Consider the following 22865-nt stretch of genomic DNA (forward strand, 5'->3'; position numbering starts at 1 on the left):
GCGAAGGTTCTTTTCATGTCATCCAGGTCTAAATCTGGAACTTACTCAACTTCTTTCTTTTTCAAGAGGAGGAAGCCTCCGCTAACGGCTAGCAAGAAGCCTGAAAGAATGAAGTGCGCCGTTGTGTCTTCTCCAGTTTGTGGCAATTGTGCCTTGGCTGGACTTTCTTGGAAGCTTTGTCCTACTTGGTAAGTCAAGGCTTGCACGCTTTCTTCTTTAGTTGTCATTTCTTTTTGTGGAAGGAGCACTTTAGGAGTGTCCTTCTTGGCCAAGATTGGCTGTGGATTGGTTGTTTGGTTATGAATTGGTACCACCACTTGATCTGGTTCTTTAGCTGGAACGTAATCCATCAAGCTTGCTAACTTGCTGCCAAAGATCGCATTGGTTACCCAGCGGAAGAAGTGGACAGGGTGTTGACGGTTGGTTGGATTTCCTGCATAGACAAAGAGTGGTTGTCCCATCAGTTCTCCAGAGATGGCCATGACTTTGTTAGCCAGAACATCATTATGTGGCCACCAACCTGCAATATAATAATCGCTCGGAGCGATGCTCATCAAGGTCTTGAAATGTTCTGGAACCTTTTCAATCCAGTTTCCTGAGTTGGAGTAGAAGAGGGTATTCTTCTTGTAACCGCTGGTCAGTGGATCTTGGTCATCGATGATGGCCTTCATCAAGCCCTCGTAGTCACTGCCACCTTTTAGTTTTTCAGCATCAAAGCCTGCAAGAACTCCCAATTTTTCCAGTTTCTGCATGGCTTCCCCACCGATGACAAGGGTCGGTTTCTTGCCAAAGATGGAAGCATCAAAACGATTGCTTTCCAAAATAACAACATCCGCTTCTTCTGGAGTATTGACAATTTGGAAGCCTAATTTTTCAAGGACCAGACTGGTATGAGCAGGCGCATCGACTCCAGCCCAATTATAGTGGTAGTTTGGAGAGTAGACCTTCATCGGTTTCAAGGTTGGCCCGCTTGGCACCTTGTAGAGGGCATCACCATAGATGGCATAGTTTGGCAGGAGCGAAGCAAAGGTATCGCGGTCAACGATGTAGCCATCATCTGTTAGGTAGACAGATTTTCCTTGGGAAATGGCCTGGTTGATAGCTTTAACGGCACTGGCTGAGGTATTTGCGATTACATAGTAAGGAGCTTTTGGATCGATCTCAGAGGTACGAGTGGCGCGGGTGGTGGTGACTTCTCCTAATTTTCCGTTGAAAAGACCATCCGCAAAGACAGGTTCGGACTTGAACCCTCTCATATCTGGGAAGTTTACCAGCAACTCTGCGTACATAGCAGCCCAGGCAGATTCGTTGGAACCCTTGTAGAGAATGTGGTTAGCATAGCCACGTTTGGCTTGGGCCATGTCAATGACTAAGTCCCCTTTTTTATAGTTGCCAATATCTTCTTTGAGTTCCTTGACGAGGACACCATTGCGTTTGAAGTAGTCGATCATATTGAAGGCTTCTTGGGCATCGTTGTCTTTGTCGAGGCTCATTGGGATGACGTAGTAGTCTGGGAAGAATTTCGGACGACCATTTTTCACACGTCCAACGATTTCTCCATTTGGGCCGACCAGTTCATTTTCGGCTTTTGGATCTTCGGTTTTATTGAGACCGCGCAGGTAGAAGTTGAGACGCATCTCAAGGAGACGGTCCGGATCTTGGTTGAGGAAGTCAATCCCTCCTAGGACAGCATTGCGACCTGCTTTGTAGGATTCTTCATTTCCTTCCGGAATTTCGATAGTATGGCCTAAGATACCATGGTAGACAGCATAAACTCCTGTATAGCCAGAGAAGGAGTCATCCCAGCCATCGCCCCAATCCAGTTTTGGAATGATGTAACTATCGTATTTAGAATTGGCAACTCCTGCCCGTCCCATATGATGGGCATTTTCTAGCATCAGATCTGACAGAAGATCGTATTCGAAGTTCGGATCATGTGGTGGAGTTGCAGGTTCGATCAAGAATTCTTTGACAAAACCGTGTAAGTCGTAGAGAGCGATTGGATTCCATTTGTTGATCATTTGGATAACCGTGCGAACTTCAGGGTTGGTTTGGTAGCTGGCATCCCGGTTTGGATCGAGCCCGTTTGCTAGGGCCCGCAGGTTGAGAGCATCCCCATCTGGGTTTTCCGTGAAGTCAAATAAGAAGATGAATTTATTGAGCAAGGTTGGAATATCTAGCGTGACTGTTTTAGCATTTCCAGCTTCATCGGTGGTGTTAAAGGTCACCTTTTCCTTGGTCGCAAAAGTATTGAAGAGGCCTGTGATGATATCAATGCCTGGTTGTTCATCCGCGTGGGTGTTGTGGACTAAGACAGGTAATTTGTAATCCAAGGTCTTGTCCTTCAGAGCTGCCAGCATTTCGCTTGGCTTGGTCAAGGCTGTAGGGTTGGTACTAGAAAGGTAGTGATCAATGCTAGCTTGGTCCTTGCTCACGATCCCCATCTTCATATCCCGGCCTTGGGCACTCTTACCAAGGGTTTCCAGCTGCACCAAACGATCGGGTTTCGCTTCTTCCTTGGATTTTTCGATAGCAGCTAGCATCTCTTCATGTGTATGGTAGTCTTGGTAAGGTCGAAAAACAAGGGTCTTATTGATGGTGATCCCTAAGTCTGCATTGGTTCCGACTAGCTCATGGTTGCCGATGTAATTGCGATAAGTCCGGCGAATATTATTTGGGCTACGAAGACTGAGATCTTCACCAAAGAGATCCTGCACGTCAATGTGGAGATCCAGATCATTGCCGTTTGCGGTCTCTGTGATCGTAAGGAATGGATCCTTGCTCAGTGTTCCTGTCTCCATATCCCAAGTTTTCCACTCAGAGAGAGGCTTATTGTCTAAGGTCCAGTTGATCTTGCCAGCAGCTTGAGCTTTTTCTTGGACTTTGTCATCAATCGTACTCTTTTCAGAGAGATAAATGGTGCTATCCGCCAATCGAGTCGCTTGGTCAGCGGTCGTTGTAGCACGGTTAGTGCTTGGACTAGCGGCTGGCGCAACTTCTGTAGTAGAAGTCCCATCAGAAGTCGCTGCTGTTTCTGCAGGACTAGCAGGAGTTACTTCTGTGGCTGTAGCCGGACTGGCAGTATCAGCTGTCACAGGTGGCTCAGTAGTAGGTGTCGCTTCAAGGACCGTGCTTGGTTCCGTTTGAGGCGCTTCTACGCTATCGGCTGAAGCTTGGCCATGACCGATAACGGAAAGCAAGACAGCAGCGGAGAGGCTGAGTGTTGTAGTGTACAAATGTTTCTTATACGAAGACTTCATATAGAAGACCCTCCTTAAAAAGTTATTTTCCAGTTCTAGTATACCATTTTAGGAAAGCGTTTACAACAACTGCCTGAATAAAAAAGCCTTTGCATCTTGCAAGGGCTTCTTTGTCTATTCTGTTTCCTCATGGAATTGTTGGTAAAAATCAACCTTAACCTGGATAAAAGTTTCTAAGTCTCTTAAGAGTTGGAGCAAGGTGGCGCGTGTTTCGAATTCTTCACGGGTCTTAGGAAGAGGGCGTTCGCGAAAGATCGCTAAATACTGACTAATATCATCAAGAAGATCTTGGGCAGGATTTTCCTGACTTAACTGTTGGGCTGTCTTCTTAAATAGTTGTGCTAGGATTATGCTTTCACTCGCCGCTAACTGACAACGGTTGACGTTTTCTGCCATATCTCGCAGAATATCGTTTTGCCGCTTGCGCATTTCAAAGTAGTGAATATGGTAGTTGGTTTGGTGAAAGAGGTGGTTGGAATGGTCCAGATAGACTAGATTTAAAGCGTCCTCTAGGATACCATCCAACTCCTTGATCAAGCGAGCATCATTGCGACCATCCCCTTTACCAAGAAATTCCGCAAAACGATCAAGGATCTTCTTTAGTTGGTCTTCGACCACATCATGGTAATGATCGATCGCAGCCTGATTCGAAGGCATATAGAGATTGGCCAGCAGGGCAAAGCTGGTTCCAATTAAAAAGAGAGCAAGTTCATTGAGCAAGAGCCCCCAGGAAGTAGACTGCTCAATCAAGAGATGGGTGACCAGCACCGTACTTGGCGTGATGCCGATCTGCCAACCCAATAGAAAGGCGCAAGGAACATAGAGAGCGATAAAGACTCCCAGTGCCCAAAGGTTGAATCCAAAAAAGGAAAAGGCGAGACTTCCGATAGCAAGGGCCAGCAAGGTCGACATAAAGCGCTGGTAGGCCTGCTTGATGGTGCTGCGACGCGTATCCGAGATACTCAAGATGGCAATGACGCCAGCTGAGATGGCATAGGTCAAGCCCAGAGCATAAGCAAGGGCCGCTGCTAAACAGGTGGCCAAGGTGAGCTTGATGGTTCGTTGAAAAAGAGGCATGGCTTCCTTTCTAGTTTGGTTCGTTCATTAAGATAGATTTCATTTCATTATATCATGAATTGGCATCATCCTCCTTTCTTGTGGTATACTAGTTCTATGGAAAATAACGATATCGTATACGGTGTCCACGCAGTCACCGAGGCTTTACAAGCCAATACAGGCAATAAATTATATATTCAAGAAGACCTCCGAGGAAAAAATGTCGACAAAATCAAGGCCTTAGCAGCTGAGAAGAAGGTGTCGATTTCTTGGACGCCAAAGAAAACCCTGCAGGAAATGACGGAAGGAGCCGTCCACCAAGGCTTTGTTCTTCGTGTGGCAGCCTTTGCTTACACAGACTTGGCAGCGATTCTGAAACAGACAGCCCAAGAAGAGAACCCACTTTTATTGATTCTCGATGGTTTGACAGATCCGCACAATCTTGGATCTATCTTACGGACAGCTGATGCGACCAATGTCTCAGGCGTCATCATTCCTAAGCACCGTGCAGTCGGGGTAACTCCAGTGGTTTCAAAAACTTCTACCGGAGCGGTGGAACACATTCCCATTGCGCGTGTGACCAATCTCAGTCAAACTCTAGACAAGCTAAAGGAAGAGGGCTTCTGGATCTTTGGGACCGACATGAACGGCACGCCATCTCACCAGTGGAATACGGCTGGTAAATTGGCCTTGATCATTGGCAATGAAGGAAAAGGGATCTCAGCCAATATCAAAAAGCAAGTCGATGAGATGATCACCATTCCCATGAATGGTCATGTGCAAAGCCTCAATGCCAGTGTGGCAGCAGCCATCCTCATGTATGAGGTCTTTCGCAATCGACTATAATTCTAGAAAGGCAATGATATGAAACGAAAAATCTTATTGGTTGACGGCTACAATATGATTGCCTTTTGGCAGGAGACCCGCCAGCTCTTTCAAAAGAGTGAGCTCGATGCAGCCCGCAATATCCTTCTGCAAAAACTGAGCCACTATGCTAGCTTTGAAGGGATCGAAGTCATCTGTGTCTTTGATGCCCAGTATATGCCAGGAGTGCGGCAGACCTATGAGGAGTTCAATGTTCAGGTGGTCTTTACCGGTGAGGATGAGACGGCAGATGACTATATCGAGCGCTTGGCGGCAGAGCTTAACACGCCCCTCCACCAAGTATCAGTAGCGACCAGTGACTTAAATGAGCAATGGACCGTCTTTGCTCAAGGAGCTCTTCGGGTATCTGCCAGAGAGTTAGAAAAACGGGTCGCAGTCGTCAAAGGAAACCTCAATCAAGCGCAGCGAGTGGTTAACGATCAAAAACCACCCATGCGACCGCTCGATCACGAAGTATTGCGACAATTACAAGAAATGATGGGAGACAAGTAATGACATTTGCTATTTTAACCGATTCGACCGCAGATTTAGACCAAAACTGGGCCAAGGAACATCAGGTGACCATTCTTGGCTTGACCATTGAGTTAGATGGGACGGTTTACCAGACAGTAGGCGAAGCTCAATTGACCAGCCCTGAGCTTTTAGAAGCCATGAAAAATGGGGCCAAACCGACAACCAGTCAGGTCAATGTGGGCCAATTTCAGGAAACCTTTAAACAATTTGCCAAAGAAGGAAAAGATCTGCTTTATGTGGCCTTTTCATCGGTCTTATCTGGGACCTATCAGAGTGCAGTCATGGCACGAGACCTGGTTTTAGAAGACTACCCGGAAGCCGTGATCGAGATTGTCGATCCGAAGGCTGCTGGGATTGGAGAGGGTTATCTGGTCATGCGAGCAGTAGCTGCGCGTGATGCGGGTCGTTCATTAGCAGAAGCCAAAGAAGAGATCATGGATCTAGCGCCAAAACTGCGGACTTATTTCCTCGTCGATGATCTCTATCACCTTATGCGGGGAGGCCGTCTCTCAAAAAGTGCTGCGATCATGGGAAGTTTGGCCAGCATCAAACCCATTCTCTGGATTGATGCGGAAGGGGAATTGGTCCCAATTAGCAAGGTTCGCGGACGCAAAAAAGCTGTCCGAGAATTACTGGAGCTGATCAAAGCCGATATCGGTGAAAGCACAGCCTTGGTATCTTATACCAACGATCTAGAAGGAGCCGAAGCACTGAAGCAAGAAATGCTTGCGCTTGAAGGCATCGATGAAGTCCTCGTGATGCCTCTTGGACCGGTTATTTCAGCCCACGTCGGCCCGAATTCCTTGATCGGATTTGTCATTGGAAAAGAAAATCGTAAATAATTTTCCAAATCGGTTGACTTTTATCTTAGAATTTTGATACAATAGTAGGCGGTATTGTTTACCCCATTTGTAAGGCCCCGGAACCTTTCAAATAACTCGCGGACCGGAACATCCGCCCTGTAAACAAAAACGACATTCATATAGGAGAAATCATGAACAAAACTACATTCATGGCTAAACCAGGCCAAGTAGAACGCAAATGGTACGTTGTTGACGCAACTGATGTACCTCTTGGACGCCTTTCAGCAGTTGTTGCTAGCGTGCTTCGTGGAAAAAACAAACCAACATTCACACCTCACACTGATACAGGTGACTTCGTAATCGTTATCAATGCTGAAAAAGTTAAATTGACTGGTAAAAAAGCAACTGATAAGATCTACTACACTCACTCAAACCACCCAGGTGGATTGAAATCAATCTCTGCTGGTGAACTTCGTTCTAAAAATGCAGTACGTTTGATCGAGAAATCAGTTAAAGGTATGCTTCCACACAATACTCTTGGCCGCGCTCAAGGTATGAAATTGAAAGTATTCGTTGGGGCTGAGCACACTCACGCTGCACAACAACCAGAAGTTCTTGATATTTCAGGACTTATCTAAGGAAAGGAACAATAAAGTATGTCACAAGCACAATATGCAGGTACTGGACGTCGTAAAAACGCTGTTGCACGCGTTCGCCTTGTTCCAGGAACTGGTAAAATCACTGTTAACAAAAAAGATGTTGAAGAGTACATCCCACACGCTGACCTTCGTCTTGTAATCAACCAACCATTCGCAGTTACTTCAACTGCAGGTTCATACGACGTTTTCGTTAACGTTGTAGGTGGTGGATACGCTGGTCAAGCAGGAGCAATCCGTCACGGTATCGCTCGTGCCCTTCTTCAAGTAGACCCAGACTTCCGCGATTCATTGAAACGCGCAGGACTTCTTACACGTGACTCACGTAAAGTTGAACGTAAGAAACCAGGCTTGAAAAAGGCCCGTAAAGCATCACAATTTAGTAAACGTTAATTCGTTACTGGACAGCAGAATACAAACGAAAACACTTTGCATCTTGCAAGGTGTTTTTTTCTATGAGAACTGGCGGTGCGCAATTAGGATAGCTCTAGCGACTTTAGTCGCATAGAGATATGCTATGCACAGTTGCCTCAAGAAAACAATGCTTCTTGGTCCACCCTGTTAGACAAGCTTCAAAACCAAGGAATCCAACAGATTTCTCTTGTAGTTACAGATGGCTTTAAGGGGCTTGAGCAGATTATCAGTCAGGCTCACCCATTAGCTAAACAACAATGTTGCTTAATTCATATTAGTCGAAATCTAGCTAGTAAAGTGAAACGAGCAGATAGAGCGGTTATTCTGGGGCAATTTATAATGATTTATCGTGCTGAAAATTTAGAAATGGCAGGACAAGCTTTAGAGGACTTTCTCGCCGAATGGAAACCAAAGTATAGGAAAGTCATGGAAAGTCTGGAGAAGACGGATAATCTTTTAACTTTTTATCAGTTTCCCTACCAGATTTGGCACAGCATGTATTCGACAAACCTCATTGAGTCTCTTAACAAAGAAATCAAACATCAAACGAAAAAGAAGGTTCTTTTTCCTAATGAGGAGGCTCTGGAACGTTACTTAGTTACGTTGTTTGAAGATTATAATTTCAAGCAAAGTCAACGAATCCATAAAGGGTTTGGTCAATGTTCTGATACACTTGAAAGTTTATTTAATTAACACTCCGTAACTCTACTTAAGTGTTTACACATAATTATTTACAGTATCAAAAAATAAAGTATATTGTTTTCATCATAATATAATTAAATATCAGTATAGAGAATTTTATCTATATATCAGATATCAGCAATTGCTTTTGCTGTCATTTTTCGCTACAATAGTTACAAGGAGGAAATAAACATGTTAAAAGAAGTATTAAACGTCGCAAAAGTTGCGAAAAAATCATCTCTCTTCTTAGGAGGGGTAGCATTTGGGACGCTTGGCTTGAAAGTCTTAGCAAGTAAAGAAGCTAAGAAAGGCTATTCTAAGGCCTTGGCTAAAGCTTACAAATTGAAAGATGGACTGGATGCATCTGTTTCTGTTGTAAAACAACACGGTGATGATGTTTTACAAGACGCTAAATATTTATACGAACAGGAAAAGAAAGAAGAACAATTAGATAGCCTGACAGGTGAATAATATGTCTTTTAAAGTGCTACACAGAGGATATCAACATATCCGATTATCGTCCTCGTTTTCACTGACCTTGGATATTCAAGATTATCTTCGTTCCTTGGCTAAAGATGAAAAAGGGATCGACTCTATTCAGTTTTATATGGATCAGCAGCACTTTACTCTACGTATGAAAGAAGGCTTCTCTGTATTAGAAAATGCAGAGGCCTTTTTAAAAAAAATTGACAAGGGGAAAGTTTCGGACTTGATGACTCTTCCCATTCGTAGAGAAGAGAGTGCTTATTCAATTGTATCGGGTGCAGCGATTAAGCGTTTGCTGTTTCGAAGTTTTGTACCCTACCCTATTCGTTATATTTGGACTTGTTATCAGGCTTTGGGTTATGTCAAAGAAGCCTATCAAACTTTAGCGCGCAAGGAACTAACCATGGAGGTCTTGGACTGTTCGGCCATTTTGTTGTCCTTGTTTATGAACCAATCCAAGACAGCTAGCAACATCATGTTTATGCTTGATTTGGGTAATCATCTGGATCAGTGGTCTTTAAAAAAAACAGCAACAGATTTGGAACAAAGCCTTCTTGCTAAAGAAAGTGATGTTTTCTTAGTGCGGGGAGACATGGTCATCAGCATCAAGAGTTCTGATGTTCAAGTAGGTGATGTATTAGTTGTCTCCCAAGGGAATGAAATCTTGTTTGACGGCCAAGTGGTTTCAGGATTAGGCATGGTCAATGAGAGTTCCTTGACTGGAGAGAGCTTCCCTGTTGAAAAGAAAGAGGGAGATTCTGTATGTGCGAATACTGTTTTGGAAACAGGAGAGTTAAGAATTCGTGTGACTGATAATCAGATAAACAGTCGTATTTTGCAACTCATCAATCTGATGAAAAAATCTGAAGAGAGTAAGAAGACAAAACAACGTCATTTTATTAGGATGGCAGACAAGGTTGTAAAATATAACTTCTTAGGTGCTGGTTTGACTTATCTGTTAACAGGTTCGTTTTCAAAAGCCATTTCCTTTTTATTGGTGGATTTTTCATGTGCTCTAAAAATATCCACACCTGTAGCCTACCTTACGGCCATAAAGGAAGGTCTAAATCGAGAAATGGTTATTAAAGATGGTGATGTATTAGAAAAATATCTGGAAGTGGATACTTTCTTGTTTGATAAAACGGGTACCATCACGACGAGTTATCCTTTGGTTGAAAAGGTTCTTCCTTTCGGAGATTATACTGAGAAAGATATTTTAAGAATAAGTGCATGTTTGGAGGAACATATCTATCATCCTATTGCCAATGCAATTGTTAAACAAGCTGAAATTGAAGGCATTGAACACGAAGAAATGCATGGCAAGCTTCAGTATGTTGCAAGCAAAGGGATTAAATCGCAAATTGATGGTCAATCGGTTGTCATTGGAAATTATGTACTAATGCAAGACGAACAGGTAAGAATTAGTTCTGAGCAGCTGGCCTTGATTGAGCAATATAAGACTCATTACAATTTATTGTTTTTGGCTTATAAGAAAGAATTAATTGGGATGTTTTGTATCCACACTCCCTTGAGAAGCGAGGCGAAAGTTGCATTGAAAAAGCTAAAGCGCCAAGGGAAAAAACTGATTCTGGCAACTGGTGATACGTTGGCTAGAACAGAAGAGTTGGTTAAAGATCTGCCATTTGACAACGTTTATACTGATTTAAAACCAGATGGTAAGTTTCAGTTGGTTCAGGAATTACAGAAAGCTGGCCGAACTATTTTGATGGTTGGAGACGGGTTAAACGACTCTGCTGCCTTGACGCTTGCAGATATTGGGGTTGTGATGAATGAAAGTGCTGATATTTCTAAGCAGATGAGTGATATTTTATTATTAGATAATCGTTTAGATTTCTTCGAGGAATTGAATTCTTTATCTGAATCGTTGCAGAAATTAATTCAAAGAAATATTCAAGAAACAGTTGTAATAAATGGAAGTTTAATTGGATTTGGGTTGTTAAATTGGTTAAGCCCATCTAATCTTTCGATATTGCACAATCTGACTACTTTAAGAATCGTCCTTCGTAGTCTTTCTATTAAAAGTAGGTAAGAGACCGAGAAGCTGAGGTTATAAAAACTAAAAGGAGTTGTCTCATTTGAGAATAACGGTTCTTTGTCAACTGTAGTGGGTTGGTGGAAAATTATACCCTGGAGAGGACCAAATTGGTTCTCTCCTTTTAAATATTGAAAAAACCATTGGCAGTGGACATACTTTAAGACTATATATTTCTGAAACTAGTTTCACAATACAAATATTGACATGCAATTATTAATTGGTGGATTTTAAGTTGACATCTACAAAGGTTAATGTTAGAATACATTCAAAAATATATTTGAATGAGGTGTTTTATGATTCAAAATATTGTTACTTCAATAATCCTGTATTCTGGGACAGCCGTAGACTTACTTATTATCCTAATGTTATTTTTTGCCAAAAGAAAAAGCAGAAAGGACATCATTAACATCTATTTAGGACAATTTCTAGGCTCTGTTAGTCTAATATTCCTAAGTTTGCTTTTTGCATTTGTCTTAAATTATATTCCTAGTAAAGAGATTTTAGGTTTACTCGGTTTGATTCCAATTTTCCTAGGCCTCAAAGTTTTGCTTTTAGGAGATTCTGATGGAGAAGCTATTGCAAAAGATGGTTTGCGAAAAGACAATAAAAACCTGATTTTTCTAGTCGCTATGATTACTTTTGCAAGTTGTGGCGCTGACAATATTGGTGTCTTTGTCCCATATTTTACCACCTTAAATTTAGCGAATTTGATAGTGACTTTACTTACTTTTCTAGTCATGATTTATCTCTTGGTTTTTTCTGCCCAAAAATTAGCACAAGTCCCTTCTGTTGGAGAAACTTTGGAAAAATATAGCAGATGGTTTATTGCCGTTGTCTATTTAGGATTGGGGATGTATATCCTGATTGAAAACAACAGCTTTGACATGCTATGGGCTGTGTTAGGCTAGGAGAAAAAATTATGAAAAAAGATAGTATCTGTCAAGTGGATGTTATAAATCAACAAAATGTTACAACCGCAACGAACTACCTTGAAAAGGAAAAAGTCCAAAAATCACTTCGCATTTTATCAAAATTTACCGATAATAAACAGATAAATATCATCTTTTATCTCCTTGCTGTTGAAGAACTCTGTGTCTGTGATATAGCCTGTTTACTAAATCTCAGTATGGCATCTGCCTCTCACCATCTTCGTAAACTAGCCAATCAAAACATCTTGGATACTAGAAGAGAGGGGAAAATTATATATTATTTTATAAAAGATGAGGAAATCAGAGATTTTTTTAATCAACTAGGATAACAACTATTTTTACTACTTTTCCATGATTATATATAGGACTTATCTATGAAATTTTTTGATGAAAATTACTCACAAGAAAGACCTGCTCGTAGCAAATGTTTAAGAAAAAAGTATAATTTAAAGCAAAGCGACCTAGGTAATGCAGGTCAAGTTAGCCAAGTTGAAAAGGGTGAAATCTGAAAGAAAATGTATCTTTGATAGTAGTCATTTATTGTGAAATATGATATATTTATTTTTTAGATGGATGAATATTTCTAAAGTTAAATAGAATATGACAGATACATGCTTTTTAGTGTATCTTGTTTGTACTCAAAATATGAAGTGACTATCCAATATTTAAGATTAATAAATATTATACGATGAGATAGAATACTACAAAATGAAAGGCAATGTAATCCGATGAAGAAAGATAGATTAATTGCATTGACAGATGCTGTTCTAGCAATTATTATGACCATTTTGATTTTAGAGTTAGAAAAACCAACGACACCAAGTCTTCAAGCTTTTTGGGATTTACGGCAAAATTTCTTTGCTTATTTTCTTTCCTTTTTCTGGTTGGGATCGTTATGGATGGCACTAAATACATTGTGGGAAAAGGTTGAGAAAATTTCCCCACAAATTGTTTGGTGGAATTTGTATCTTTTATTTTTTGTTTCATTTATGCCCTATGCTACTGGAATAGTTAGTAGTCATTTCATGAATCATACGGCACAGCTCTTTTATGGACTGATCGTTATTGTTTCAACGGTAGCAAACTGGTTTTTACATAAAGTAATTGATAAACCCAATATAGATCAGAAAGAATTACTTGAAGCTACCGCACAATATAGGAAGTTATTGATACCTGACCTAATAATTAAAGGAGTGGGATTGATTCTGTCCTTAATTCTCTATCCTCCGATTATGATGTATAGTGTTTTAATTGCGGCATTTTACATCATAACTTTAAAAACACTATCCGAAAAAAGAGTGAATAACTAAAAAAAGGTGACCAAAGTTAGGTGTATTATTTTAATGCTTAGAGACCTAAACTATTCCCTATTTTAAAAATATTGATTCAGATTTTATGAAATTAAAAAGTAGATATTGTTCAGAAAATCCTTGATATTACGCTGTTTTTAGTCCAACTGAAATCCATACTTTCCAAACCAGGTCTTAAGAAAGCTCGTAAAGCATCACAATTCTCAAAACGTTAATCAATACGATACTATCAACGTTTACAGACATTCAAGAGTATTCTCTTGGATGTCTTTTTTGTCTAAAAAATAAGAGTTTCCCTGAGAATTTCCCTGAAATTTCCCTGATTACTTTTTAATATTTAAAATTCATTTTGAGTTTAAGTTTTTTCTTATTAGTAGTATAATATATTAAAAATTGTTATAAAATTTAAATACTTATTTTAATTTATAAAATACTAAGATAAGTATTAGCTTTTATGGAGGTTTTCATTATTTTATGGTGAAGTATAAGAGAAAAAAGGATGAACTGAAAGAATATTGGGATGACCAAATTAATTTTTTGATTAGAGAGGTTAATGAATTTGATAATGGTAGTGAAAATGAAGCAAGACGAATCGCTTCTTGTTTAAGGATATTACTGCATGAAACTAAGTATTCTAAGTCCTTGGTAGGACAAATAGGTATTAATTTAATTTATTTTTCGTCTAGCAGTTTTTATAATCCTGCTAATTTATTGACATCATGGACATTATTAACACTAAGGCTTGGCCCTGATGGTATCCAGTATTTACCAAATATTATTTATGATAAGGATAGTCGCTATTTTTGTTATACATTTGATGACTGGTGGAATGAAGTGATATTTGACGATAAGAGTAATGTTTTTACTAGAAAGGACATTATTCTATTTGTAGCAAATAATGATGGTGGTGCACATGTTGACCCTGAACTAAAGGAATCTTTTTTCTTGTTATCAAAACAAAATTCTCTTGGTATTGTGGATAATTTCGATCAGGCTCCAGAAAATAATCCTATTTATCAGGCTGTCAGATCAATAGCAGAGGAGTTTTTGATAAGTTTGAAAATAAGGGAGATAGGTCTTAAAACGCGAAAGCAGTGTAAAGATAAGACTTTTGAAATGAGATTTTTTGATGATAGTAGAAGATATAAATGGTCAAGTACGGAGATTAATGTTTCAGAAGAAATAATGGAAATTGTAAATCAACACAGAGTCGAAGATAGAAAGCTCTATTTGCAAGTATTAGGGAATGGTATGAAAGTAGAATTTGTTGGGAAATAAAATATTTTTGTAATCAGAAAATTTTATCGAAAAAAAATTAGTACTAGGAAAAATGTAAATAGTCAATTGATCTATTTCATTATTTTTTCAGATTTCTAAAAGCAATCTCCCCAACTGTTTGATTGACTGTGTCTGTTGTATTCACGTAGATCTTGGTGACTTGTTTATCACTATGGGTAAGTGCTTCTGAAATATCTTCTAAGGATACGCCAGCACGTCTTGCCAAAGTAGCACCAGTATGTCTTAATTTGTGTGGGGAAGCTGGTGAAAGTTCAGGATGTCGTCTTCGTATAGAGTTCATTCTATGATTGAGATAGTCTATATGAAGAGGAACATTAACTCCATTTGATCGATTGTTGTATGTGAAGAGAAATTGTTTTTCACTCTGCTTAATTCCATATAATTTAAGTTGTCTTCTTTGTTCTTTTTTCCATTCTTTTAGAATATCTATAAGTTCTTTTGGTGCTCTAAACAAAGTTATTTTGTTACCTTTTGTAGATTTTAATTTTCCAAAACGATCTAATGCTTGTTCAATTAAAATTTCGTTATTATTAAAATTTATATGTTTCCATTGGAGGGCATAGGACTCAGATTTTCTATCTGATAAGAAGAACGTAGTATAGAATAAAGCATAATCTTTTAATTCTATCTGATCATGTTTTAGATCTTCATCAATTGCTTGTAGCCATTGTTTAAGTTCCTCCTCATTTAAAGTTAAATCTTCATATTTTTTACTCTCCTTTAGAGCTAATTTTTTGTTAGCTTTTATCCTGCTGATAGTCTTTTTTAATTTATTGACTTGAATATATTCAAGTTCTTCTGCCCAATCAAATACAGAATTTATATATCCTCGTATAGCCTTAAAATTAGCATATGAGTTTGATAAGGGGGTGAGGAGTGAAAGCATTAATTGTTTGCTTTCATTAAGATAATTTATGGAATAATTGCCTAATAGTGGAATAACTTGAAGGCGGAAGAGATTTTCTGTTTGAAAAACTGTAGCTTTTGTGGGTGGTTTAATAGTGGTAGTTGCTTGACCAGCTTTATAGGGTTCTAACCATACATTTTTGTAAAAGTCTTTAAACAAGATGTCTCCCTTATTTTTGGAAGTAACTGTAGATCGTCCCAGTCGAGTATTTTCGATATCAACAGATATTTTTAATTCAGCCTCTTTTGCTTCTCGACGAGTCTTATATCTTTTTTCATAGTATTGACCTAAACCAAGTTTTCCTTGTACATCTGAAGGGATATATATTTTTACTTGATATGTTCCATTTTTCGTTTTCTTAATAGCCATTTTTACCTCTTTATGCGCTGATTTCTAATCGAGTCATCCATTGATTTATACTTTCTTTGTTGAAACGAATAGATTTTCCAATTCGAATATAGGGTAGCCCCATTGCAATCCAAATATCTAAAGTATTATTAGATACTCCTAAATAATTACAAGTCTGCTTTTTGTTCAGGAAAGGACTATCTGCTCCAATATCTTCTTTAAAGTGATGGATTTCATCTTTGATTAGTGTTGCAATCATTTGCTGAATTTCTTGAGTTTGTTCTTGTGGTAATATTACCTGCATAACGTCCTCCTTTAACGCAAAAAAGCCAAGGTACAAGACCTTGACTAAGGAGATTATGAAAAGAAAAATTTTTAGGATTGATACAATTATAGTATAATTAAATGAAGTAGTAAAAAGGGATGGATTATATGCAAAAAATTATTAGAACAGTTTTTATAACAAGACCAATGACAATAAATTATATATCTACATTAGTATTGAATTTAAGTGCTTTGTCATTTTTATGTTATTTAATGTTATTTGAACATAATATGATTGATCTAAACTGGTATAAAGTTTTAACACTTATCTATTTTATTATAGTAGTCGTATTTGTAATCCATTACAGAAAGGATTGTACTATTAATTTAGGAACATACAGTGAACAGTTGAAAGTAGATTTTAAACCGTCACTTCCTTTTTATGTTATAAAAAGTTTTTTAATATCTTCGTACTATATTTTTACTAATATAATTATAGTTTCTTTAATAGAAAAAATTTCAACTGATAAATGTTGTGAGAAACTCCATATCTTAATTCCATGTATATCCATATTTGTATTTGTTTTAGCAATAACGAGAATTATTTTTGAATTAACTAAAATTTCGCCATTTATACTTTTAGGTTTTATAATAATTCCATTACTAATGTTTTCTTTTGTCGGTATTGAAAAAGCTATATTAGGTTGGACATTTTTAGCAATGTTTTTAGGAATGATTGCAAATCAATTCCTAAGCATGGATTTAAGACAGTTAGTACCTGAAAAATTTAAAATTTTTATCAAAAATGAAGAAGAATTAGAAGAAATAATAAATAAAAAGAAATACACTCTGATTGTTTTCATACCAATTTTATATGTATCGTTATTAATTGCAGAAAAAATTTTGGATAGCGCTCCATATATATATATGATAAATGCTATTCATTCGAAGCATTTTCAGTCTGTTCCAACAGATTATTTTTCAGAGTTTTTAATTTGGAATGCTTTCTTAAAGTTACTCATAGTACTGGTAGCTTGGGCATGTTTTCAAACTTGTAAGGACTGGATATTTGAAACGTTATCTATGAAATTATTAAATGTTAATATTTCCTTAAATGATATTTCTCTCAAAAATGGTATATATTATCTTGTTAAATATAAAAGGTTAAATCATAAATGGAAAATCAATGAAAATCATTATTTTTATCTTGCAGGAAATGTAATTATAGAAAGAAAATTAAAGAGGAAGATACACAAAATATACAATATATCAGATAATCTTCTTCTGCCTGAAAAAGGGAGAAGTAAAATAATCAAATATGTTTCTAATGATATTCTAAAAATCGGAGATGACTTCTTTGTCTTAGATAAGTCAGATTCTAAAAGTGAAATATCAGATTCAAATAGACAAGTTGGTTTAAATATACTTCAGATTAACCACTATAATATTTGGAGTATTTTATTTTCATTTATATTTATATTTTCAATTTTGACTATGTTGATAACCTGTAGTATGAAAAATAGTTATAGAGGAGAATATTTTTATAACATTTCTGGTGATATCAACAAACCAAAACTCGATAAAAACGATCAAATTTTTTTCTGTAGAGAAGATATTTATATCATTAAAAGAAATAAATTATTTGGTAACCATGATATTGTATCAAAATATAAATATGACGATGTAACTTTGACAATAAAAAATAGCAAAGGAGAGAGAATTGGTGAGATTGAAACTAATCAAAATAATACATATGCTCAGAGGTTAATAGTAATTCATGATAATAATATTAAAAAGAAATATTATCCTAAATAGTCAAGTGAAAAAAATAAAAATCATTCCTCTGATTGATTAGGTGTTTTCCGAGTTGTTTGAGTTAACTAAAATATCTTTTTGTGGACAGCTAACCAGGAGCTCATTTTACTCTGTCATTGATATCTTCTGTGTGTCCTCTATAAGGGGGTGGATTTTGTTCTTTAAGTGAAACTTTCGTTGAAACGAACTCTTTTAGTTATCCATTGAAATTCACATTTATGCCTCGTTCATAAGATGTATTAATTGTACAACAAATTATAAGCAATTTTTTTACTTAACTATTAGATAAGAATTCTGAACTATTCGCTTCAAAAAACATCAAATAAAAGTTTGAAAATAATCTATTGTGCGCAAAAAACTACCTATTCGATTAAAGTAGGTAGTTTTTTCTTATTTGTAACCAAATTCTCTTAGAGCGTTATTATATGCTTCGCTATCTTTAAGATAGTAGTCGTGCTTAACTCCACTAATGTCAACAGAAAAGACCCCATCTTTAAATGAATATTCTTCTGTTCGACTTGCAATATTTTTTCCAGTTAATTCGATCGTATTCTTTTGTTTGTTAATGGTAAAGCTATCGGCTTCTCCATGCTCAATGGAAGCATTATCTCCTTTAATAGTAAACGCTAACTCGTTTCTTTCACTTGAGATCCAATAATACTCACCATCTAAAGATTGGTAGTTATTTTTAGAGCAAGCAATTAACGTAATAATTGATAATGAAAGTAGTAGTATACCTATTAATTTTCTCATAATCTTTGCCTCCTTCTATAATTTTAATTATACCAAAATATTATTACAAGAGTATATCAGTGTCTGTTATAACGAAAAAATGGAAAAATGTCTATTATAACAACAAATATTAAACTGTCGGGAAAAATGATATTTCTTAGAAAGAAAACTAAAAAATTGATATAATTAGCTATATTATAAACTAATCAAAGGAATTTCTTCTATGACTACATCAATAAATGTTGACAAAAGAAGCGTCAAACAACTATTAGAGACTGGAAAGAATAAAAGATTTATTATTCCTGAATATCAAAGACCATATGCTTGGTCAGACGAACAAATCCAAGTTTTATTCGATGATCTTACTGAATACACACTCAATACAACAGAAGATGAAAATAATACTTATTTTCTTGGCACAATAGTTTCATATGAAAATGATAATAAAGAACAGGAAATAATCGATGGGCAACAGCGTATTACAAGCCTGTTTTTGCTGTTGAGAGCTATCTATACTAAATTAGAAAGTGGCGGTCCTGAGACTAATTTCTTGAAAAGTCAAATCGAACCAACAATTTGGAAACAGAATCCAACTACAGGGGTAGTTAACTTTAATGAAATCCTTATTAGTTCCCGAGTTATGGGAGAGGAAGGAAATCAAGAATTTGCTAATATACTAGTCTCTGGAAAAGCAGATGAAAAATCAAATAGTAACTATGCTAAAAATTATAGATTGCTCCAGCAACTTGTTAATGAATATGCTGCAGATAATCCATTGTCCTTTTATAACTTCATCAGTAATATATTAAATCAAGCTATTCTTCTTCCTATTACAGCCGATAGTCAAGAAACAGCACTAACTATTTTTTCAACTCTAAACGATAGAGGACTAGCATTATCAGATGCCGATATTTTTAAAGCAAAAATTTATAATCACTTGAATTCAGATGAAAAAAAGGGATTTATAGAACTCTGGCAAGAACTAGATGAACAAGCTACAAATGCTGGGGAAAGTATTCAAAAGTTGTTTTACTACTATATGTTTTACTTGAGAGCAAATGAAAACGATCGCAAGACAACCACTCCTGGTATTAGAAAATATTATGCAAAAAATAATTTCGGAAAACTGTACTCACAAGATTTAATGCAAAATTTAAATACTATTTTAAATTTGTGGATTGTGATAAATAATAGAGTCTCACTAGAAAATGAAAAATGGTCCGAAAATATTGAAATAAAACAAACTTTGGATACTTTGACCTCTTATCCTAATGAGTTTTGGAAATATCCTGTTGTCATCTATTACTTACACTATCATTACAAAGATACATTTGAAGGTGACTTTCTTATTTTTTTAAAAAGATTATTAGCAGTTCTATCGGCAAAATACATCATAACACCTACAATTAATGCCGTTAAAACTGGAATCTTGAATTTAAATGCAGAAATAATTAACTCAGCACAACCCAAATTCAATTTCGGCGAAATTGATGAGAAAGAATTATCGGATAAAATCAAAACTGCACATCGTAATACAGTGAGGATGATATTAAAGATCTTAGCTTATCAGCATCAATCAGAGTTATTACCAGAAAAATGGGAGATTGAGCATATCCTTCCTCAAAAATGGCAATCAAGTTATTTTCCAACGAATTCAAATTCTGAAGTCAAAGAATTGATTGAACATATTGGAAATAAGATTCCCTTCGAAAAGAGGCTCAATATTATCGCAAGTAATGGATACTTTGCTAAGAAAAAAGAAAGCTATAGGAAATCTAAAGTTGGTATATTACTTGAGCTTTCTCAAAGTAATAACAACTGGGGACTTGATGAAATTAGAGAACGTGATATTCGTATTTCTGATGAATTAGTTGGAATACTAAACGACTGGGGCCTGAATCAATCTGAAGCTAATGTTGAAGAATTATTGATATGTATCCCAGAAGAACGATTTTCAGACTATCTTGATTTTATAAGAATTTTCAAAATGGAAGATTCAAATGAGGCAAGAGAAAAATTTTTGAGCATGTAGCAATTTAACAAAGCACTTTAGCTGATAACACATACTCTGTTACTATCGACTAAAGTGCTTTTTCATGCATTTAGTGGCAATTATGGATACGATTATCTATTTGTATCGTCCCCAATAGTTAATAAGTTTCCGAAAAATAGGTCTTTTTCGGAAAGTTTATGAATATCATAAAACACATTGAAGCCTTTCAAGAATTGTATAATAAAAAATTTAAGATTATATGAATTAAAGTTACATAATTATTTAGAGTAATGCATTATTCTTTTAGTAATTTCTCATGTTTTTCACGTATTTTTTGAAGTTGGTCTCCGTGTAGTTTTTTATGTACTCGTTTATCTATGAACTCTTTGATTTTGTTGAATTGATTTTCATCTATTACTATCTTAGGATAACCTCTAGGACCTCCTTTTATGGTTGAAAAGTCTAATTCGGGTATTTCATGGCAGAGCTCATCCATGCAAATTAAGTTATTATCACTATCTAGTGGTTGAAAACTTTCTTTCGGGTTTGCAAAAAGAGTAATTCTTTTATGGGCATTTTCCCCCTTTGGATGATCTATACCTGCCCAATAGAAATGATCTCTTCCCTCTCTTTTGTGAGTAATATATTTAGTGATATCTGATAATCTATAATCGTTTTTATAATCAAAACCACCATAACCTGGTAAAGGGTTCCAAATTTTAATTTCATCGATAACGAATATTAAATCACAAAACCACTTTCCTTTTTGCGAATTGTCTTTAGTAAGCCATATAACTGTATCCCCTTTTTTCATTTTACTAATGGGTAAGCTGTTAATTTTACAATAAGAGTGTAGGAATCTCGGGGCAAAAATATAAGGATCTTGATTCCCCTTGAAACTGTCACAATAACAAATATTGTTTTTTTCTAAAATTAGTTTATAGCGCTCTGCATGAAACATTATAAATACATTCATTAAATCGTCTTTCTAATAAAAATTACTGTATCGATGGAGTATGCAATATATTATTTTAAAAAATTTAAAATTATAGCCTTTTCGACTAAAAATGTATCATAAATCCCAAAATATAAACAAAATATTTTAATTTATTGATAGAACTAGAAGCATAATTTAAAATTAAATGTGTGATATACTTGGAGTAAATAGTTGGTTAAAAAAGGAGATATTACTAATGGTTAAAAGTCAAATAATTAAAGATCTTGCCCAGGATAAGATAACAATTGAAAGTGCCCTTCGAAGATTGTTGGTTATTTCTTATGAATTAGATAACTCCGAACTTCAAAAATGGATAGAAAATGAGTTGAATGGTTATACGAATAATAGTATTATACCTGATTACCGTAAGAATGTAACTTATATGATTATGTACAGTGGATATAATGCTAGCACTTTAATAAGACAACAACCCTTATCAGAATCATATTTTGATAAGGAATTACAAGATATTATAAAAACTAGAGTAATAAAAGATGGAGTGAATATATTGGAAAATTCGATTAAAAGCAAGAGTGAGATTATCTTTAATTTAATAGATTTTGCTGGAGTTGTAAGTCATAACAGTGGAGGTTTGATAAGATGCATAAGATTAGAACAAATCATCAGTAAGACAACATTTTTACAAATTTTAAGTAACGTTAAAACAAAGTTAATACAGTTATTATTGGAGTTAGAAAAAGAATTTGGTTTGCTGGATGATCTTGATATCGACCTCTCTGACAAAAGTAAAGATGAACTTAGGGAGGTAAATGACAAAATTACAAATAAGATATATTTTAATGGAAAAAGTGAGGAATTTTTCTAATGGGAATTTTTAAAAATAAAGAATTTGTTTTGCTCATAGTGGGGGCGTTAATATCTTTGGTTTCAACTTTAATTGGCTTCTTTGCTCAAACTTATTTTACATACTTACTATCTAATAAAGGAAAAGTCATTATCTATATAAAATCTGTCTATAGTAAGTCAACAAAAATGGCATGGGGTTTTAGCGCAACATCAGATGGAATTTTATTTAATGTTCCTTTATGGATTGAATTACATAATACAAAATCTACTAAACAAATTATTAGAAATGTCAATCTATCTCTTTACTCGTGTAATAAATATGTGTGTACTATGAAACAAGCAACTCATTATAGTACTAAAGAGGAAAAAGAATATTTTGGAGATAATGGTTCAAATTCTTTCTTACTAGATGGTGGTGAAATAAAAAGATTTGATCTAGAATTTTTTTTACTACAAAAAGATTTTAAAGGTGAAAGTTTTGACGATGTAAGATTATCATATTATGATACATCGGATAAACATAAAGAAATATCTATTTTTAAGATTAATTCTGCTTGGAAAATAACTAATAATAGTATTGATGAAGACTGGCGCAAATTAAACTAAGTAATAAATTTTGTTACTTAGTTTAATTTTACCTTCTGAATCAAAAGT

General features: G+C 36.0%; 22 protein-coding genes and 1 pseudogene. 17 read left to right on the plus strand and 6 right to left on the minus strand.

What is annotated here, in order from left to right; genetic code table 11:
* Nucleotides 1–41: 41 nt before the first annotated feature.
* Entirely contained in the window at nt 42–3260 is a 3219-nt protein-coding gene (locus QM870_RS05730; RefSeq protein WP_414368982.1) for an LPXTG-anchored zinc carboxypeptidase, read from the minus strand.
* A 114-nt stretch (nt 3261–3374) separates the two neighbouring features.
* Nucleotides 3375–4337, minus strand: a complete 963-nt coding sequence (locus tag QM870_RS05735) for an aromatic acid exporter family protein (RefSeq protein WP_049491663.1) — start codon at nt 4335–4337, stop codon at nt 3375–3377.
* A 96-nt stretch (nt 4338–4433) separates the two neighbouring features.
* Between QM870_RS05735 and rlmB the strand changes: the two genes are divergently transcribed.
* From rlmB to QM870_RS05800, 13 genes and pseudogenes are all read left to right on the plus strand, one after another.
* Complete coding sequence (gene rlmB / locus QM870_RS05740; protein ID WP_003010074.1) at nt 4434–5162, plus strand: 23S rRNA (guanosine(2251)-2'-O)-methyltransferase RlmB; 729 nt, start codon at nt 4434–4436, stop codon at nt 5160–5162.
* Nucleotides 5163–5180: 18 nt separating this feature from the next.
* On the plus strand, nt 5181–5693 hold the full coding sequence (locus QM870_RS05745; protein WP_003004212.1) for an NYN domain-containing protein: 513 nt from the start codon (nt 5181–5183) through the stop codon (nt 5691–5693).
* Nucleotides 5693–6556: a DegV family protein gene (locus tag QM870_RS05750; protein WP_049491665.1), complete on the plus strand. Its 864-nt coding sequence runs from the start codon at nt 5693–5695 to the stop codon at nt 6554–6556. The genes QM870_RS05745 and QM870_RS05750 overlap by 1 nt, the downstream gene beginning before the upstream one ends.
* A 152-nt stretch (nt 6557–6708) precedes the next feature.
* Nucleotides 6709–7155: a 50S ribosomal protein L13 gene (rplM, locus tag QM870_RS05755; protein WP_002876943.1), complete on the plus strand. Its 447-nt coding sequence runs from the start codon at nt 6709–6711 to the stop codon at nt 7153–7155.
* 18 nt (nt 7156–7173) lie between these two features.
* Nucleotides 7174–7566 (plus strand): 30S ribosomal protein S9, encoded by a 393-nt coding sequence (gene rpsI, locus QM870_RS05760; RefSeq protein WP_002893764.1) that lies wholly within the window; start codon nt 7174–7176, stop codon nt 7564–7566.
* Nucleotides 7567–7689: 123 nt separating this feature from the next.
* Nucleotides 7690–8280: pseudogene (locus tag QM870_RS05765) on the plus strand (IS256 family transposase); the annotation flags it as partial.
* Nucleotides 8281–8460: 180 nt separating this feature from the next.
* Nucleotides 8461–8739, plus strand: a complete 279-nt coding sequence (locus QM870_RS05770) for a DUF6110 family protein (protein ID WP_002893755.1) — start codon at nt 8461–8463, stop codon at nt 8737–8739.
* Between the two features lies 1 nt (nt 8740).
* Nucleotides 8741–10804, plus strand: a complete 2064-nt coding sequence (locus tag QM870_RS05775; RefSeq protein WP_002893754.1) for a heavy metal translocating P-type ATPase — start codon at nt 8741–8743, stop codon at nt 10802–10804.
* Between the two features lie 299 nt (nt 10805–11103).
* Complete coding sequence (locus tag QM870_RS05780; protein WP_002911684.1) at nt 11104–11718, plus strand: CadD family cadmium resistance transporter; 615 nt, start codon at nt 11104–11106, stop codon at nt 11716–11718.
* Nucleotides 11719–11729: 11 nt separating this feature from the next.
* The gene (cadX, locus tag QM870_RS05785; RefSeq protein ID WP_000711078.1) at nt 11730–12068 is read left to right on the plus strand and encodes a Cd(II)/Zn(II)-sensing metalloregulatory transcriptional regulator CadX; all 339 of its coding nucleotides are present in this window, start codon (nt 11730–11732) and stop codon (nt 12066–12068) included.
* A gap of 45 nt (nt 12069–12113) precedes the next feature.
* Nucleotides 12114–12248 (plus strand): hypothetical protein, encoded by a 135-nt coding sequence (locus QM870_RS05790; protein ID WP_414368985.1) that lies wholly within the window; start codon nt 12114–12116, stop codon nt 12246–12248.
* 219 nt (nt 12249–12467) lie between these two features.
* A complete protein-coding gene (locus QM870_RS05795; protein ID WP_002908714.1) occupies nt 12468–13049 on the plus strand; it encodes a TMEM175 family protein in 582 nt (193 codons plus the stop codon).
* 474 nt (nt 13050–13523) lie between these two features.
* Nucleotides 13524–14327, plus strand: a complete 804-nt coding sequence (locus tag QM870_RS05800; protein ID WP_118095897.1) for a hypothetical protein — start codon at nt 13524–13526, stop codon at nt 14325–14327.
* 79 nt (nt 14328–14406) lie between these two features.
* Here the strand turns inward: QM870_RS05800 and QM870_RS05805 are convergent, their stop codons facing one another.
* Nucleotides 14407–15624 (minus strand): tyrosine-type recombinase/integrase, encoded by a 1218-nt coding sequence (locus tag QM870_RS05805; protein ID WP_414368987.1) that lies wholly within the window; start codon nt 15622–15624, stop codon nt 14407–14409.
* 10 nt (nt 15625–15634) lie between these two features.
* Entirely contained in the window at nt 15635–15907 is a 273-nt protein-coding gene (locus QM870_RS05810; RefSeq protein WP_414368989.1) for a helix-turn-helix domain-containing protein, read from the minus strand.
* 128 nt (nt 15908–16035) lie between these two features.
* Here QM870_RS05810 and QM870_RS05815 point away from each other — a divergent pair, with 128 nt between their 5' ends.
* Nucleotides 16036–17682 carry a hypothetical protein gene (locus tag QM870_RS05815; protein ID WP_414368991.1) on the plus strand — a complete coding sequence of 549 codons (1647 nt, stop codon included), beginning with the start codon at nt 16036–16038 and terminating at the stop codon, nt 17680–17682.
* Between the two features lie 390 nt (nt 17683–18072).
* Here the strand turns inward: QM870_RS05815 and QM870_RS05820 are convergent, their stop codons facing one another.
* On the minus strand, nt 18073–18435 hold the full coding sequence (locus QM870_RS05820; RefSeq protein WP_414368992.1) for a hypothetical protein: 363 nt from the start codon (nt 18433–18435) through the stop codon (nt 18073–18075).
* A 202-nt stretch (nt 18436–18637) separates the two neighbouring features.
* On the opposite strand from QM870_RS05820, the gene QM870_RS05825 reads away from it, so the two are divergent.
* A complete protein-coding gene (locus QM870_RS05825; RefSeq protein ID WP_414368994.1) occupies nt 18638–20446 on the plus strand; it encodes a DUF262 domain-containing protein in 1809 nt (602 codons plus the stop codon).
* A 256-nt stretch (nt 20447–20702) separates the two neighbouring features.
* On the opposite strand, the gene QM870_RS05830 is transcribed toward QM870_RS05825, so the two are convergent.
* Nucleotides 20703–21383, minus strand: coding sequence for a hypothetical protein (locus QM870_RS05830; protein WP_414368996.1), 681 nt, complete (start codon nt 21381–21383; stop codon nt 20703–20705).
* A gap of 217 nt (nt 21384–21600) precedes the next feature.
* Here QM870_RS05830 and QM870_RS05835 point away from each other — a divergent pair, with 217 nt between their 5' ends.
* Both QM870_RS05835 and QM870_RS05840 read left to right on the plus strand, forming a co-directional pair.
* A complete protein-coding gene (locus QM870_RS05835; RefSeq protein ID WP_414368998.1) occupies nt 21601–22230 on the plus strand; it encodes an AbiTii domain-containing protein in 630 nt (209 codons plus the stop codon).
* Entirely contained in the window at nt 22230–22817 is a 588-nt protein-coding gene (locus QM870_RS05840; protein WP_414368999.1) for a hypothetical protein, read from the plus strand. The genes QM870_RS05835 and QM870_RS05840 overlap by 1 nt, the downstream gene beginning before the upstream one ends.
* Nucleotides 22818–22865: the final 48 nt, after the last annotated feature.

The sequence above is a fragment of the Streptococcus parasanguinis genome, from assembly GCF_047463195.1.
Taxonomy (GTDB): Bacteria; Bacillota; Bacilli; order Lactobacillales; family Streptococcaceae; genus Streptococcus; species Streptococcus parasanguinis_R.